This is a genomic window from Streptomyces canus, assembly GCF_041435015.1.
GTDB classification, from domain to species: Bacteria; Actinomycetota; Actinomycetes; order Streptomycetales; family Streptomycetaceae; genus Streptomyces; species Streptomyces canus_G.
This window is the reverse complement of sequence record NZ_CP107989.1, coordinates 1,917,270-1,930,692: the sequence shown is the minus strand read 5'-3', so window position 1 is coordinate 1,930,692 and position 13,423 is coordinate 1,917,270. Positions and strand designations below refer to the sequence as shown.

Annotated in this window: 10 protein-coding genes and 1 pseudogene; 5 read left to right on the top strand and 6 right to left on the bottom strand. The window is 69.0% G+C overall.

The window, feature by feature from the left end; translation table 11 throughout:
• The first annotated feature begins 1 nt into the window (after position 1).
• The 3 genes from eboE to OG841_RS08740 all read left to right on the top strand — a co-directional run bounded on the left by eboE (position 2) and on the right by OG841_RS08740 (position 3,704).
• Complete coding sequence (gene eboE, locus OG841_RS08750) at positions 2-1,171, top strand: metabolite traffic protein EboE (protein ID WP_371564310.1); 1,170 nt, start codon at positions 2-4, stop codon at positions 1,169-1,171.
• The gene (locus OG841_RS08745; protein WP_371564308.1) at positions 1,168-2,565 is read left to right on the top strand and encodes a nucleotide pyrophosphatase/phosphodiesterase family protein; all 1,398 of its coding nucleotides are present in this window, start codon (positions 1,168-1,170) and stop codon (positions 2,563-2,565) included. Before eboE ends, OG841_RS08745 begins: the two co-directional genes overlap by 4 nt.
• A gap of 101 nt (positions 2,566-2,666) precedes the next feature.
• Complete coding sequence (locus tag OG841_RS08740; RefSeq protein ID WP_328641960.1) at positions 2,667-3,704, top strand: sugar phosphate isomerase/epimerase family protein; 1,038 nt, start codon at positions 2,667-2,669, stop codon at positions 3,702-3,704.
• Between the two features lie 88 nt (positions 3,705-3,792).
• Here OG841_RS08740 and fdhD read toward each other — a convergent pair whose 3' ends face one another.
• The 3 genes and pseudogenes from fdhD to OG841_RS08725 all read right to left on the bottom strand — a co-directional run bounded on the left by fdhD (position 3,793) and on the right by OG841_RS08725 (position 6,403).
• Positions 3,793-4,644 (bottom strand): formate dehydrogenase accessory sulfurtransferase FdhD, encoded by an 852-nt coding sequence (gene fdhD, locus OG841_RS08735; RefSeq protein WP_371564306.1) that lies wholly within the window; start codon positions 4,642-4,644, stop codon positions 3,793-3,795.
• A gap of 8 nt (positions 4,645-4,652) precedes the next feature.
• Positions 4,653-5,084 (bottom strand): annotated as a pseudogene (locus tag OG841_RS48625) (molybdopterin dinucleotide binding domain-containing protein); the annotation flags it as partial.
• 347 nt (positions 5,085-5,431) lie between these two features.
• On the bottom strand, positions 5,432-6,403 hold the full coding sequence (locus tag OG841_RS08725; protein ID WP_328641962.1) for a 2-dehydropantoate 2-reductase: 972 nt from the start codon (positions 6,401-6,403) through the stop codon (positions 5,432-5,434).
• A 217-nt stretch (positions 6,404-6,620) separates the two neighbouring features.
• Between OG841_RS08725 and OG841_RS08720 the strand changes: the two genes are divergently transcribed.
• Positions 6,621-7,295, top strand: a complete 675-nt coding sequence (locus OG841_RS08720; RefSeq protein WP_328643705.1) for a GntR family transcriptional regulator — start codon at positions 6,621-6,623, stop codon at positions 7,293-7,295.
• A 633-nt stretch (positions 7,296-7,928) separates the two neighbouring features.
• Here OG841_RS08720 and OG841_RS08715 read toward each other — a convergent pair.
• The 3 genes from OG841_RS08715 to frc form a co-directional block, all read right to left on the bottom strand.
• The gene (locus tag OG841_RS08715) at positions 7,929-9,344 is read right to left on the bottom strand and encodes an OFA family MFS transporter (RefSeq protein ID WP_365124027.1); all 1,416 of its coding nucleotides are present in this window, start codon (positions 9,342-9,344) and stop codon (positions 7,929-7,931) included.
• A gap of 1 nt (position 9,345) precedes the next feature.
• Positions 9,346-10,737, bottom strand: coding sequence for an OFA family MFS transporter (locus OG841_RS08710; RefSeq protein ID WP_365124030.1), 1,392 nt, complete (start codon positions 10,735-10,737; stop codon positions 9,346-9,348).
• A gap of 174 nt (positions 10,738-10,911) precedes the next feature.
• Positions 10,912-12,144, bottom strand: coding sequence for a formyl-CoA transferase (gene frc / locus OG841_RS08705; RefSeq protein WP_328641965.1), 1,233 nt, complete (start codon positions 12,142-12,144; stop codon positions 10,912-10,914).
• A gap of 140 nt (positions 12,145-12,284) precedes the next feature.
• Between frc and sucC the strand changes: the two genes are divergently transcribed.
• Positions 12,285-13,415: an ADP-forming succinate--CoA ligase subunit beta gene (sucC, locus tag OG841_RS08700; protein WP_365124063.1), complete on the top strand. Its 1,131-nt coding sequence runs from the start codon at positions 12,285-12,287 to the stop codon at positions 13,413-13,415.
• Positions 13,416-13,423 lie beyond the last annotated feature (8 nt).

Below are 13,423 nucleotides of genomic sequence, written 5' to 3'. Positions count from 1 at the left end.
CATGCGCTTCCGCCACCCCGACGGCACCACCGTCCACCTCGCCTACTGCACCAACGTCCACCCCGCCGAGACCCTCGACGGCGTCCTCGCGCAACTCCGCGACCACTGCGAACCCGTCCGCCGCCGCCTGGGCCGCGACCGCCTCGGCATCGGCCTGTGGCTCGCCCGCGACGCCGCCCACGCCCTGGTCAGCGACCCCTCCGCGCTGCGCGACCTGCGCACCGAACTCGACCGCCGCGGCCTCGAAGTCGTCACTCTCAACGGCTTCCCCTACGAGGGCTTCGGCGCCGAAGAGGTAAAGCACCGCGTCTACAAGCCGGACTGGACCGACCCCGAACGCCTCGACCACACCACCGCCCTGGCCCGCGTCCTCACCGGACTCCTGCCCGACGACGTCACCGAGGGCAGCATCTCCACCCTGCCGCTCGCCTGGCGCACCGCCTACGACAACGGGAGCGCCGACAAGGCCCGCACCGCCCTGCGTACCCTCGCCGAACGCCTCGACGCCCTCCAGGAGCTGACCGGCCGCTCCATCCGCATCGGCCTCGAACCCGAGCCCGGCTGCGTCGTCGAGACCACGGGCGACGCCATCGCACCGCTGACCGCGATCGCCCACGAACGCATCGGCATCTGCGTCGACACCTGCCACCTCGCCACCTCCTTCGAAAACCCGCAGACCGCCCTGGACGCGCTCACCGCGGCCCGTGTCCCCGTCGTCAAGTCCCAGCTCTCAGCCGCCCTGCACGCCGAACACCCCCATCTCCCCGAGGTCCGCGAGGCACTCGCCGCCTTCGACGAACCCCGCTTTCTGCACCAGACACGCACCGGTACTTCCGCAGGCCTCCGCGGCACCGACGACCTCGGCGAGGCGCTGGCAGGCGACGCCCTGCCCGACGGGGCACCCTGGCGCGCCCACTTCCACGTCCCGCTGCACGCTCCCCCCGCCGCACCTCTCACCTCCACGCTCCCCGTACTCACCTCCGCCCTGACCCGGCTCGTCGGCGGCCCACACCCGCTCACCCGCCACCTGGAGGTCGAGACCTACACCTGGCAGGCCCTCCCACCCGAACTGCGCCCCCGCGGGCGCACCCAGCTCGCCGACGGCATCGCCGCCGAACTCACCCTCGCGCGCGACCTGCTGACGGACCTCGGCCTGAAGGAGCTGCCATGAGCCACCAGCCCCACGAGGCGGGACCCACCCCTCTCCTCGTCCTCGACGTCGTAGGCCTCACCCCCCGTCTCCTCCACCACATGCCCCACCTCAAGTCCCTGGCCCAGTCCGGATCCCACGCCCCGCTCGGCACTGTGCTGCCCGCCGTCACCTGCGCCGCCCAGTCCACCTTCCTCACCGGCACCCACCCGTCGGAGCACGGCATCGTCGGCAACGGCTGGTACTTCCGCGAGCTCGGCGACGTACTCCTGTGGCGACAGCACAACGGTCTGGTCGCCGGCGACAAGCTCTGGGACGCCGCCCGCCGCGCCCACCCCGGCTACACGGTCGCCAACATCTGCTGGTGGTACGCCATGGGCGCCGATACCGACTTCACCGTCACCCCCCGTCCGGTCTACTACGCCGACGGCCGCAAGGAACCCGACTGCTACACCCGGCCCCCGGACCTGCACGACGAACTCACCCGGAAACTCGGCACCTTCCCCCTCTTCCACTTCTGGGGCCCCGGCGCGGACCTGGTCTCCAGCCAGTGGATCATCGACGCGACCCGCCACATCATGGGCACCCGCCATCCCGACCTGACGCTCTGCTACCTCCCTCACCTCGACTACGACCTCCAGCGCTTCGGCCCCGACGACCCACGCTCCCTGCAAGCCGCCGCCGACCTGGACAGGGCGCTGGCCCCGCTCCTGGACGACGCCCACGCGGAAGGCCGTACCGTCGTCGCGCTCTCCGAGTACGGCATCGCCCGCGCGGACCGCCCCGTCCACATCAACCGCGCCCTGCGCCGCGCCGGACTCCTCGAGGTGCACACACAGGACGGCATGGAGTACCTCGACCCGATGGCCTCCCGCGCCTTCGCGGTCGCCGACCACCAGATCGCCCATGTCTATGTGCGCCGCCCCGAGGACCTGGACGCCACCCGCGCCGCCCTCGACGGCCTGCCCGGCATCGAGCAACTCCTCGACGACGAGGGCAAGAAGGCCCACCACCTCGACCATCCGCGCTCCGGCGAACTCGTCGCCGTGGCGGAGCCGGACGCCTGGTTCACGTACTACTACTGGCTCGACGACGACCGCGCGCCCGACTTCGCGCAGCTGGTCGAGATCCACCGCAAACCCGGCTACGACCCGGTCGAACTCTTCATGGACCCGCTCGACCCCTACGTCAAGGTCAAGGCGGCCACCGCGCTGGCCCGCAAGAAGCTCGGCCTGCGCTACCGCATGGCGGTCGTGCCCCTCGACCCGTCACCTATTCGCGGCAGCCACGGCCGCCTCCCCGAGAGCGACGACGACGGTCCGCTCCTCATCTGCTCCACCCCCCGCACCCTCGGCGACCGCATCGCGGCCACCGAGGTGAAGTCACTCCTGCTCCACCTCGCCGGTCTCGGCTGACCGGCCCGAAAGATCGGCACCCGACGACCGGTCTCTTCCGACTGGTCCCCAGTGAAGCACCCACCACTGACAACGCCCTCCGACACCGAGGAGTCCCAGGCATGAGCCGCATCTCCCAGCCCGACCCCGAACTCACCCACCGCCTCACCAGACGAGGCATGCTCGGCGTGGCCGCGGGCGCCACCGCAGCCGCGTTGCTGGGCGCCGCGGCGACCCCGGCGACCGCCGCCGAGACGGCCGACAAGACGTCCGGCCGCGGCCGCCCCGTCCTGCCCCCCGGCCGCCTCGGCATCCAGCTCTACAGCCTCCGCGACAAGGTCTCCACGCTCGGCTTCGCCCCGGTCTTCGCCGAACTGGAGAAGTACGGCTACGACGAGGTCGAGTTCGCCGGCTACACCCAGGGCTCCGCCGGACCCATCACGCTCGCCCAGCTCAAGCGGCTGGCACGCGACCACGGCCTGAACCCGATCGGCAGCCACGTCGGCTACTACTCGGACGACCCGAACGCCTACACCTTCGCCCAGAACCTCACCAAGGTCCTGGACGACGCCCAGGCCCTCGGCCTCAAGCACATCGGCACCGCCTCGGGACCGTTCCGCTACGGCTCGACCGTCGACGCGTGGAAGCGCGCCGCCGAGGAGTTCAACACCTACGGAGCCGCGGCGAAGGCACGCGGCATGAAGTTCTACCAGCACAACCATTCCGAGGAGTTCTCCTTCGCCACCGACAACCCCAAGGTCCGTCTCTACGACGTGCTGCTCAAGGAGACCGACCCCGACCTGGTGTTCCTGGAGATGGACATCTACTGGGCGTATTCGGGACAGTTCCGCTTCTCCACCCGGCCCGACGGCACCCCCGCCCCGTTCGAACCCCTGAACTACGTCCTCAGGCAGCCGCACCGCTACCCGCTCTTCCACGTCAAGGACGGGGTGAGCGATCCGTCCAACACCTATGGCTACCGCATGACCGACGTCGGCGACGGAGACATCGACTACCAGAAGTTCATCTCCGCCGTGACCCGGCTGCGGGGCGAGCGCCTGGCCCACCACTGGCAGGCCGAGCACGACCAGCCCACCGAGTCCTTCACGTTCGCCCGCCGCTCCAGCGCGTACCTGCACTCGCTGCGGGAGAAGTGCTGACAGCACACGAGTGAAGGCGGGACCCCGAGGGCGCAGGGGGCGCTCCCCGCCGGTCGGGGTCCCGCCGTTCGTGCAGCGGGGAGGACCGTCAGCCCTGGGCGGCCGCGACGGCCTGCAGGGTGATGCGGTCCTCGCCCGCGTACACGTTCATGGAGTGGCCGCGGAGGAAGCCGATGAGGGTGAGGCCGGTTTCGGTGGCGAGGTCGACGGCCAGGGAGGAGGGTGCGGAGACGGCGGCGAGGACGGGGATGCCGGCCATGACGGCTTTTTGTGCGAGTTCGAAGGAGGCGCGGCCGGAGACCAGGAGGATGAGGCGGGACAGGGGGAGGTTGTTGTGTTGGAGGGCGCGGCCGATGAGTTTGTCGACGGCGTTGTGGCGGCCGACGTCTTCGCGTATGTCGATCAGTTCGCCGTGTTCGGTGAAGAGGGCGGCGGCGTGCAGGCCTCCGGTGCGGTCGAAGACGTGTTGGGCGGTGCGGAGCCGGTCGGGGAGGCTGGTGAGGAGGTCGGTTTCGATGTGGAGGGGGGGTGTGTCGTTGATGGGCCAGCGGGTGGTGGTGCGTACGGCGTCGAGGCTGGCTTTGCCGCACAGGCCGCAGGAGGAGGTGGTGTAGACGTTGCGTTGGAGGGTGATGTCGGGGATGGGGGTGCCGGGGGTGGTGGTGATGTCGACGACGTTGTAGGTGTTGGAGCCGTCGGTGGTGGCTCCGGCGCAGTAGACGATGTTCTGCAGTTCGCTCTGCTCGGCGAGGACGCCTTCGCTGACGAGGAAGCCGGCGGCGAGTGCGAAGTCGTCGCCGGGGGTGCGCATGGTGATGGCGAGGGGTTTGCCGTTGAGGCGGATCTCCAGCGGTTCCTCGGTGACCAGGGTGTCGGGGCGGGAGGAGATGGCCCCGTCGCGGATGCGGATCACCTTGCGTCGTTCCGTGACTCGTCCCATTTTCGGCCTCAGTTCCGTATCGCCACGACGGGCATCTTCTCGATCCGCATCGCGGCAGCCTCGAACTCCACAGCCCCCGCGATCGGACAACTGGCCCTGGCAGAACACTGGTCGGCGTCCGAACCATCCGGTGGGCGGCCGGTCATGAACGCCACACCCGGCCGCAGCGCCGGATCCACCCACACCGGTGCCGTTGTCGAACCCCGTCGGGTCGCCACCCGCACCTGCACGCCGACGACCACGCCGTAGCGCTCGGCGTCCTCCGGACTCAGCTCGACACACTCGGCACGCCGCAGCGAAGACGCCGAACCACCGCTCTGCAAGCGGGTGTTGTACGTGTCCGGACGGCGGCCCCTGGTGAGCCTGACCGGATACTCCTCGTCCGTGAGGTCCACGGGAGGGGCGTGCCGGACCAGCTGGAACGGTGTACGCCGCTCTCGATCGGTGTGACCGCGGCCGGTGAGCAGTGACAGGTTGATCAGCGCGCGGTCCTCGTCGTGCTCGGTGCCGTCGAACGCCCGGAACGGCTCGCCCCGTGCGTAGGCCTGTGCCAACTCCCTGATGACAGCCGCCGGTACGCCTGTCACCTTCACCGCGAGCGACACCGTCCACGGCTCGACGAGTTGTCTGTACTCCTCGAAGCCCTGGGTCGCACGATCGATGAACTCCCGGTCGGCCAGGCCCGCCCGGATGATCTCCCGGCCGATCGCATGGGCCATCGGGACCTCGGATCCGGCGTTCGGCCGGATCCGAGGTCCCGACCCGATCACGTAGGTGCCCAGTTCCGTCATGCGGCGGACCGGATCGCGAGGAGGTCGGAGAGCGCGTGGACGGTGCGGAGTGTGGGCACGTCCACGCCGGTGATCTCCGCCAGCTCGATGACGGCCGTGAGGAGGACGTCGAGTTCCAGCGGCTTGCCGCGCTCCAGGTCCTGGAGCGTGGAGGTGCGATGGTCGCCGACCCGTTCGGCGCCGGCGAGGCGGCGTTCGATGGAGACACCGACGGTACAGCCGAGGGCCTCGGCGACCGCGAGAGTCTCGGCCATCATCGTCTCGATGACCTTGCGGGTGCCGCCGTGCAGGCACATCTGGCGCATGGTGGCACGGGCCAGCGCGCTGATGGGGTTGAAGGAGATGTTGCCCAGTAGCTTGAGCCAGATGTCGTCCCGGAGGTTCGGCTCGACCGGGCACTTGAGCCCGCCGGCCTGCATGGCCTCGCTGAAGGCCTGGCACCGGAGTGAGAGGCTGCGGTCGGGCTCCCCGATGGAGAACCGGGTGCCTTCCAAGTGCCGTACGACACCTGGCCCTTCGAGCTCGGTCGCCGCGTAGACGACACAGCCGATGGCCCGGGAGGGCGCGAGCACCGCACTGACCGCACCGCCCGGGTCGACACTTTCGATGCGGTGGCCGTCATGCGGGCCGCCGTGCCGGTGGAAGTACCACCAGGGGATGCCGTTCTGGGCCGCGATGACCGCGGTGCTGTCGGTGAGAAGGGGCTCGATGAGCGGCCCGCACGCCGCGTACGAGTTGGCCTTCAGACCGAGGAAGACGTAGTCGACCGGACCGATCTCGGCCGGGTCGTCGGTGGCATGGGTGAGAGCGGTGAAGTCACCGCGGGGGCTGAGGACTTGGACACCGTGCTGCCGCATGGCCGCCAGATGCGGACCGCGGGCGATGAGATGGACGTCGGCGCCGGCGCGGTGGAGTGCCGCGCCGACGTAGGCACCGATGGCTCCGGCGCCGAGGATGGCGACTTTCATGGGGGGAAGCTCCGTTCGGTGAGGGTGACCGAGGAACTGCCGACTTTGTCGACTGGATATTGTCTACAGGATGGGGAGAGTGCTCAGCAAGGGTCATGACGTCACCAAGCCTGGTGAGCTGCTGCTACGCCCTTGTGCGCCGTAGACTGTAGGCGAAAACCAATTCATACTTGGCTCTCAGCTGCAGCGACGACGCTGTGCAGGAGGGACCGCGATGTTGCCGACGACAGGACTGCCGTACGGGACGGTGCCCCGGCTCGAGCGTCCCGGTCCGCTGCGCGACCGTGTCTATGGGGCGTTGCTCGAACTGATCACGACTCGTGCTCTGCAGCCGGGTCAGCATCTGGTGGAGAGTGAGTTGGCCGGGCATCTGGGGGTGTCGCGGCAGCCGGTGCGTGAGGCTTTGCAGCGGTTGAACACCGAGGGTTGGGTGGACTTGCGGCCTGCGCAGGGTGCGTTTGTGCATGAGCCGACGGATGAGGAGGCTGATCAGCTTCTCACGGTGCGGACGTTGTTGGAGGCCGAGGCGGCGCGGCTGGCGGCGGCGAATGCGGGCAAGGCTGGTGTCGCGGTGCTGGAGGAGCTGTGTGCGCAGGGTGAGAGTGCGGTCGCGGCGGACGATGTGGATGCCGCGGTGGCGTTGAACGCCCGTCTGCACGCGACGATCATGGAGTTGGCGGGTAACGCGGTTCTGGCGGAGTTGGCGGGGCAGGTGGATCGTCGGGTGCGCTGGTATTACACGCCGATCGCCCGGCAGCGTGGCCGTCAGTCCTGGATCGAACACCGTGAACTGATCGCCGCGATCGCCGACCGCGACGAGCAGCGCGCCACCGCCGTCATGCGCCAACACACCGAACACACGCGGAAGATGTACCACGACCGCGAGAAGTAGCGTCCGATCCTGTCCGCGGCGGCGGCGGCGGCGGCGGCGACCGCGACCGCGAGGCGACAGGCTGCTGCCGGGCTGCCGGGCTGCCGGGCTGCCGGGCCGCCAAGCCGCCGGACCGTCAGGCCGCAGAGCTGCCGGACTTTCAAGCCGCAGAGCTGTCGGACCGTCAAGCCGCGGAGCCGCCGGACCGCCAAGCCGTCGGACCGCCGGACCGTCCAGCGCCGGGTATCCAGGCAGCCGGGCCGCCTGGCCGCCGGGCCGCCTGGCATCCAGGCAGCGAACTCAACCCGGGCCAGCGGTTTTCGCTTGCGGTCACTGCCGCGCTCGCCGCCTTGCGGGAACTGGAAACCCACGGCTACCTGCGCCGCACCCGCGAAACGCCTCCCCGGCAGCCGCATGATCACCCGCACGGTCTCCTGCAACCAGCCGGGGCACCGCGGCCGGGCCGCCGAAAGCCGCACCCCCGCTGCTCCGAAGCACCGGCAGCAGCCCCGCAAGAGACTCCTCCCCGCCTCCGGACCGCTGAACCTCTGGGCCCCGCGGGCGGGCCACCGGGCACCGAACCATCGGATCAGGCGGCCCTACCCCGGCGAGCGCCGAGGCGGAGGGCCGCCTGATCCGTCCGAACTTCCCCGCTCAGACCGCGGTTTGCGGCTGCGGTGCCGAGGTGCCGCCCCGGGGCCGTCCCGGCTGGCGTAGCAGCAGGGCGATCGCCGCCGCGACCATCGAGGTGGCGCCGGCCAGGGCGTACGCCCCGTCGTAGCCCCAGGCCGCGACGACCATGGAGCCGAGGCCGCCGCCGAACAGGCCGCTGATCAGCTTGCCGCTGTACACCAGCCCGTAGTTGGAGGCGTTGAAGTTCTCCCCGAAGTAGTCGGGGGTCAGCGCCGCGAACAGCGGGTAGAACGCGCCGCCGCCGAATCCGGAGAGGAACGCGAAGACCAGGAACAGCGACTCGCTCCTGATGTCGCCCGCCCAGATCACTCCGAACTGGGCGAGACCCAGCACGACGATCACGAACACCAGCGTGGACTTACGGCCCCACTTGTCGGACAGCCAGCCCACCACCCCGCGCCCGACGCCGTTGATGACCGCCATGACACCCATGGAGGAGGCCGCCACCAGCGGGCCGAAACCCACGTCCTTGGCATAGTCGACCTGGAAGGAGATCCCGAAGATCGACACCCCCGCGGTCATGACGAGGGCGACCCACATGAGGGGAAGCATGCCGGTCCTTATGGCCTCCTTCGGCGTGTACTGCCGTACCGCCGGAGGGTTCTTGGCGAGAGCGCCGGCCCCCTTCTCGCTGCCGCCGTGGGTGAGCGGGTCGATGTTCGCGGGCCACCAGTTCTTCGGCGGGTCCTTGAAGAAGAACGCGCACCCGACGACCACGATCAGGATGTAGCCGCCGATGAGGTCCAGCACGCGGTGGTAGTTCGCGGTGTCGAAGCCGTAGTTGAAGATGAAGATGAAGGGCAGTGATCCGTACGCGAAGCCGCCGTTGACGAAGCCGGTCTTCGCCCCCCGGCGTTCGGGGAACCATTTGCCGACCATGTTGATGCAGGTCGCGTAGACCAGTCCGGCGCCGATACCTCCGACGACGCCGAAGCCCAGGATCGCCAGCAGCACGTTGTCGAGGTGCGACAGGGCGAGGAACCCGACCAGACACATGCCCGAGCCGATGTACATGGCCTTGCGGGCGGTCAGGATGCCCTTCTCCCGCAGCCAGCCCGCCGGGAAGGCGATGCCGGCCTGGAAGAAGACCCAGACACTGAGGATCCAGAAGGTGTTGCTCTGCGTCCAGCCGTGGGCGTGGGACAGGGTGTCCTCGGCCGAGCCGTACGCGTACTCGAAGACGCTGATGGCCATCATGGTGATCCAGGGGAGATACACCATGAGTGTGCGTGAGTGGCCGAGGATGTCCCGGTCGGTCTCGCCGATGCGGTAGACGCGGCCGTTGGCGTCGGTCACTTCTCGGTAGGGACGTGGTGCGGCGGTGGAGTGTGCGCTCTTGTCGGTCTCGGTGCGGGCTGCGTACGGATCTGCCGTCATGTCAGGCCATTTCCTCGCCGAGCGGTTGCGGGTTGGGTACGGTCCGACGGCTGGTCCGGGGCCTGCCGGGCGCCTTCAGGAACAGCGCGAGGACCGCGGACGCCAGGCCGATGGAGCCGGCCAGGACGAACGCGCCCTGGTAGTCCCAGGCGCCGACCACGATCGAGCCGACACCGGAGCCCACGAGGCCCGAGATGAGCTTCGAGCTGTAGACCATGCCGTAGTTGGAGGCGTTGTTGTTCTCACCGAAGTAGTCGGCCGTCATCGCGGCGAACAGCGGGAAGATCGCGCCGCCGCCGAAGCCGGAGACCATGGAGCAGAAGAGGAAGAACGGCATGCTGCCCATCTGGCCCGAGACCAGCACACCGAACTGCGCGGTGCCCAGCACCAGACACACGATGATCAGCGTGTTGCGCCGGCCGAACTTGTCGGAGATCCAGCCGATCACCCCGCGCCCGGTGCCGTTGACGATCGCCTTCAGCGACATCGCTGTGGCCACGATCCCGCCCGCGAAGCCCATGTCCTTGCCGAACGGCACCTGGAAGGCGATGCCGAAGATGTTGATCCCGGCCGTGCACAGCAGGCAGAACCACATCATCCACAGGACGGGCGTACGCGCCGCTTCCTTCGGGGTGTACTGCTTGACGGCCGGCGGGTTCTTCTCCAGCGCCCGCCGGATCTTCGGGTCGTCGGTCTGCCGGAGCGGGTCGACGTGCGGGGGCCACCAGTTCTTCGGCGGGTCCTTGAAGAACCAGCCCGCGAACGCCACCACGGCACAGCAGACGAGGCCCACCGTCACCAGGACGCCCCGGTAGTTGCTCAGGTCCATGTACGAGGTGAACAGGAAGACGAAGGGCACCGAGCCATAGGCGAAACCGCCGTTGACCATGCCGGTCTTGCCGCCCTTGCGCTCCGGGAACCACTTGCCGACCATGTTCACGCAGGTCGCGTAGACCAGACCGGCGCCGATACCGCTGCACACGCCGAAGCCCAGGTAGGCGACGATCACGTTCGGCGCGAACGCCAGCGAGATGTAGCCGAGGATGGTGCCCACCGCGCCGAGCATCATCGCGTAGCGGGCCGGGAGCTTTCCGCTCTCCCGCAACTGCCCGGCCGGGAAGGCCACGGCCGCCTGGAAGAACACCCAGACGCCCATCAGCCAGAAGATGTGCCCACTGCTCCACAGATGCGCCTCGTGCAGTGTGTCCTCGGCCGACGTGAACGCGTACTCCGAGGAACTGATGCCCAGCATGCCCATCCACGGGAAGAGCACCATGGTCCATCGTGGCCGTCCCATGATGTGCCGGTCTGTCTCGCCGATCCGGTACACGCGGCCGTTGCGGTCCGTCACCTCCCTGAAGGCGGCGGACGACGAATAGTCGACAGTTGTCATAGTCTTCAAGCACTCCTTGCGTCGAAAGATCTGGCCAGCGCCCCCTGTCCAAATTCCTTTCGTGCGCGCACGGATCCCCGGGGTCCGCCGACGCGCACCGCCGCAGGACCCCGTGCTCATTCACGTCATGGACCACCGCCCAAGGGCCCCGGGATGTGGCTCCTGTTCACCACGTCAGATCACCCCGCCCGACCTGAGCAGACGCAACTCCTCGTCGCTGAGTCCGAGTTCGTTGATGTAGATCTCTTCGTTGTGCTGGCCGAGGAGGGGTGGGGTGGTGATGGTGGTGGGGGAGTCGGAGAGTTTGAGGGGGTTGCCGACGGTGGTGAAGGTGCCGCGCTGGGGGTGTCCGACTTCGACGATCATGTCGTTGTCGGCGAGGGAAGGGTCCTCGATGATCTCTTTCGGGGACAGGATCGGCCCGCACGGGATGTTGTGGCGGTTGAGTTGTTCCAGGACCTGCCATTTGGGCAGGGTCGCGGTCCATTCCTCGATCAGCTGGAACATCTTGGCCAGCTTGGGCAGGCGGGCCTCGGGGGTGGCCCACTCGGGGTCTTCGGCGAGTTCGGGCCGGCCGATCAGCGCGGACAGCGGCTGCCAGCCTTGCGGCTGGACGATGACGTACACGTAGTCGTTCGGCCCGCCCGGCGCGCACCGCACGGCCCAGCCGGGCTGCCCGCCCCCCGACGCGTTGCCCGAACGCGGCACTTCGTCGGTGAAGTCGTCGTTGGGGTACTCCGTCAGCGGGCCGTGTGCCAGGCGCTGCTGGTCGCGGAGTTTGACCCGGCACAGGTTCAGCACCGCGTGCTGCATCGCCACGTTCACCCGCTGGCCCCTGCCCGTTTTCTCGCGCTGCAGCAGCGCGGCCAGGATGCCCGCGACCGCGTGGATCCCGGTCCCGGAGTCACCGATCTGCGCACCGGTCGCCAGCGGCGGCCCGTCCTCGAAACCGGTGGTGGCCATCGACCCGCCCATCGCCTGCGCGACCACCTCATACGCCTTGAAGTTGGTGTAGGGGCCGTCCCCGAAACCCTTGATCGAGGCATACACGATCCGCGGGTTGATCTCCCTGATCCGCTCCCAGGAGAACCCCATCCGCTCCACCGCACCCGGCGCGAAGTTCTCCACCAACACATCCGCACCCCGGATCAGCGCGGTCAGGATCTGCTGCCCCCGCCCGGTCTTGGTGTTCAGCGTGATACTGCGCTTGTTGCAGTTGAGCATCGTGAAATACAGCGAGTCCGCGTCCGGGACATCCCGCAGCTGCCGGCGCGTGATGTCCCCGCCCGGCGCCTCCACCTTCACCACATCCGCCCCCAGCCACGCCAGCAACTGCGTCGCCGACGGACCCGACTGCACATGCGTCATATCCAGCACCCGCACACCATCAAGAGCCAACGTCGTCACGGATCACCTCACGGCCATGCTTGGCACATTGCATACAGTCGACGAATACTGTATGAAGATTGTTATCCCGCATCCGATGGGTGATGTCCAGGGGGCGTGCAGCACTTTTGAGTCGTGCACTTTGAGACGGGAGCCCAAGCATGGACCTGTACGAGCACGAAGCCCGGGGGCTTTTCGAAGAACGCGGGATCCCGGTGCCCAGGGCGGAGGTCACCGACTCACCCCAGGCAGCCCGTGCGATCGCCCGCCGGCTCGGCGGCAGCGTCGTCGTCAAGGCGCAGGTCAAAACCGGAGGCCGGGGCAAGGTGGGCGGTGTCCGGCTCGCCGCCGATCCGGCCGAGGCCGAGCGGGCGGCACGCCGGATCCTCGGCATGGACATCAAGGGACACACGGTCGGCGAGGTCATGCTGGCCCAACCCGTCGACATCGAGACCGAGTTCTACGTCGCCTACGTTCTCGACCGGGCCGCGGGCCGGTTCCTGGCCATCGCCTCGGCGGAGGGCGGCATGGACATAGAGGAGGTCGCCGCGGCCCGCCCGGAGGCGGTCGCCCGTATCCACATCGACCCCGCCGAAGGTGTCACCTCGGCGAAGGCGGGCGAGATCGCCGAGGCGGCCGGACTGCCACCGCAGACCGTCGACGTTCTCGTACGGCTGTGGGAGGTACTGGTCCGCCAGGACGCGGTCCTCGTCGAGGTCAACCCGCTCGTCCGCACCCGCCAGGGGCACATCCTCGCCCTCGACGGCAAGGTCACCCTCGACGACAACGCCCGTTTCCGGCAGGCCCGTTGGAGTACCGAGAGCATCGTGTACGACGATCCGCTGGAGGCGGCCGCCGCCGCGAAGGGCCTCAACTACGTCAAGCTCGACGGCGAGGTCGGCGTCATCGGCAACGGCGCCGGCCTGGTCATGTCGACCCTCGACGTGGTCGCCGGCTGCGGAGCCCGTCCCGCCAACTTCCTCGACATCGGCGGCGGTGCCTCGGCCCAGGTCATGGCCGACGGACTGGGGGTCATCCTGTCGGACCCGGCGGTGAAGTCCGTGTTCGTCAACGTCTTCGGCGGCATCACCGCCTGCGACGCGGTCGCCGCCGGCATCGTCCGGGCCCTGGACGAGGTCCGGCTCACCAAGCCGCTCGTCGTACGCCTCGACGGCAACAACGCCGCCCGCGGCCGGGCCGTCCTCGACGGGCACGCCCACCCCCTGGTCCAGCAGGCCACGACCATGGACGGCGCCGCCCGCCGTGCCGCCGAACTCGCCACAGCCAGTTGAAGGAGCGG

Bases quoted from the DNA above. Each gene is read 5' to 3' on its own strand.
- eboE (WP_371564310.1), top strand. From the start codon at position 2: ATGCGCTTCCGCCACCCCGACGGCACCACCGTCCACCTCGCCTACTGC.
- OG841_RS08745 (WP_371564308.1), top strand. From the start codon at position 1,168: ATGAGCCACCAGCCCCACGAGGCGGGACCCACCCCTCTCCTCGTCCTC.
- OG841_RS08740 (WP_328641960.1), top strand. From the start codon at position 2,667: ATGAGCCGCATCTCCCAGCCCGACCCCGAACTCACCCACCGCCTCACC.
- fdhD (WP_371564306.1), bottom strand. From the start codon at position 4,644: ATGGGACGAGTCACGGAACGACGCAAGGTGATCCGCATCCGCGACGGG.
- OG841_RS08725 (WP_328641962.1), bottom strand. From the start codon at position 6,403: ATGAAAGTCGCCATCCTCGGCGCCGGAGCCATCGGTGCCTACGTCGGC.
- OG841_RS08715 (WP_365124027.1), bottom strand. From the start codon at position 9,344: ATGACGGCAGATCCGTACGCAGCCCGCACCGAGACCGACAAGAGCGCA.
- OG841_RS08710 (WP_365124030.1), bottom strand. From the start codon at position 10,737: ATGACAACTGTCGACTATTCGTCGTCCGCCGCCTTCAGGGAGGTGACG.
- sucC (WP_365124063.1), top strand. From the start codon at position 12,285: ATGGACCTGTACGAGCACGAAGCCCGGGGGCTTTTCGAAGAACGCGGG.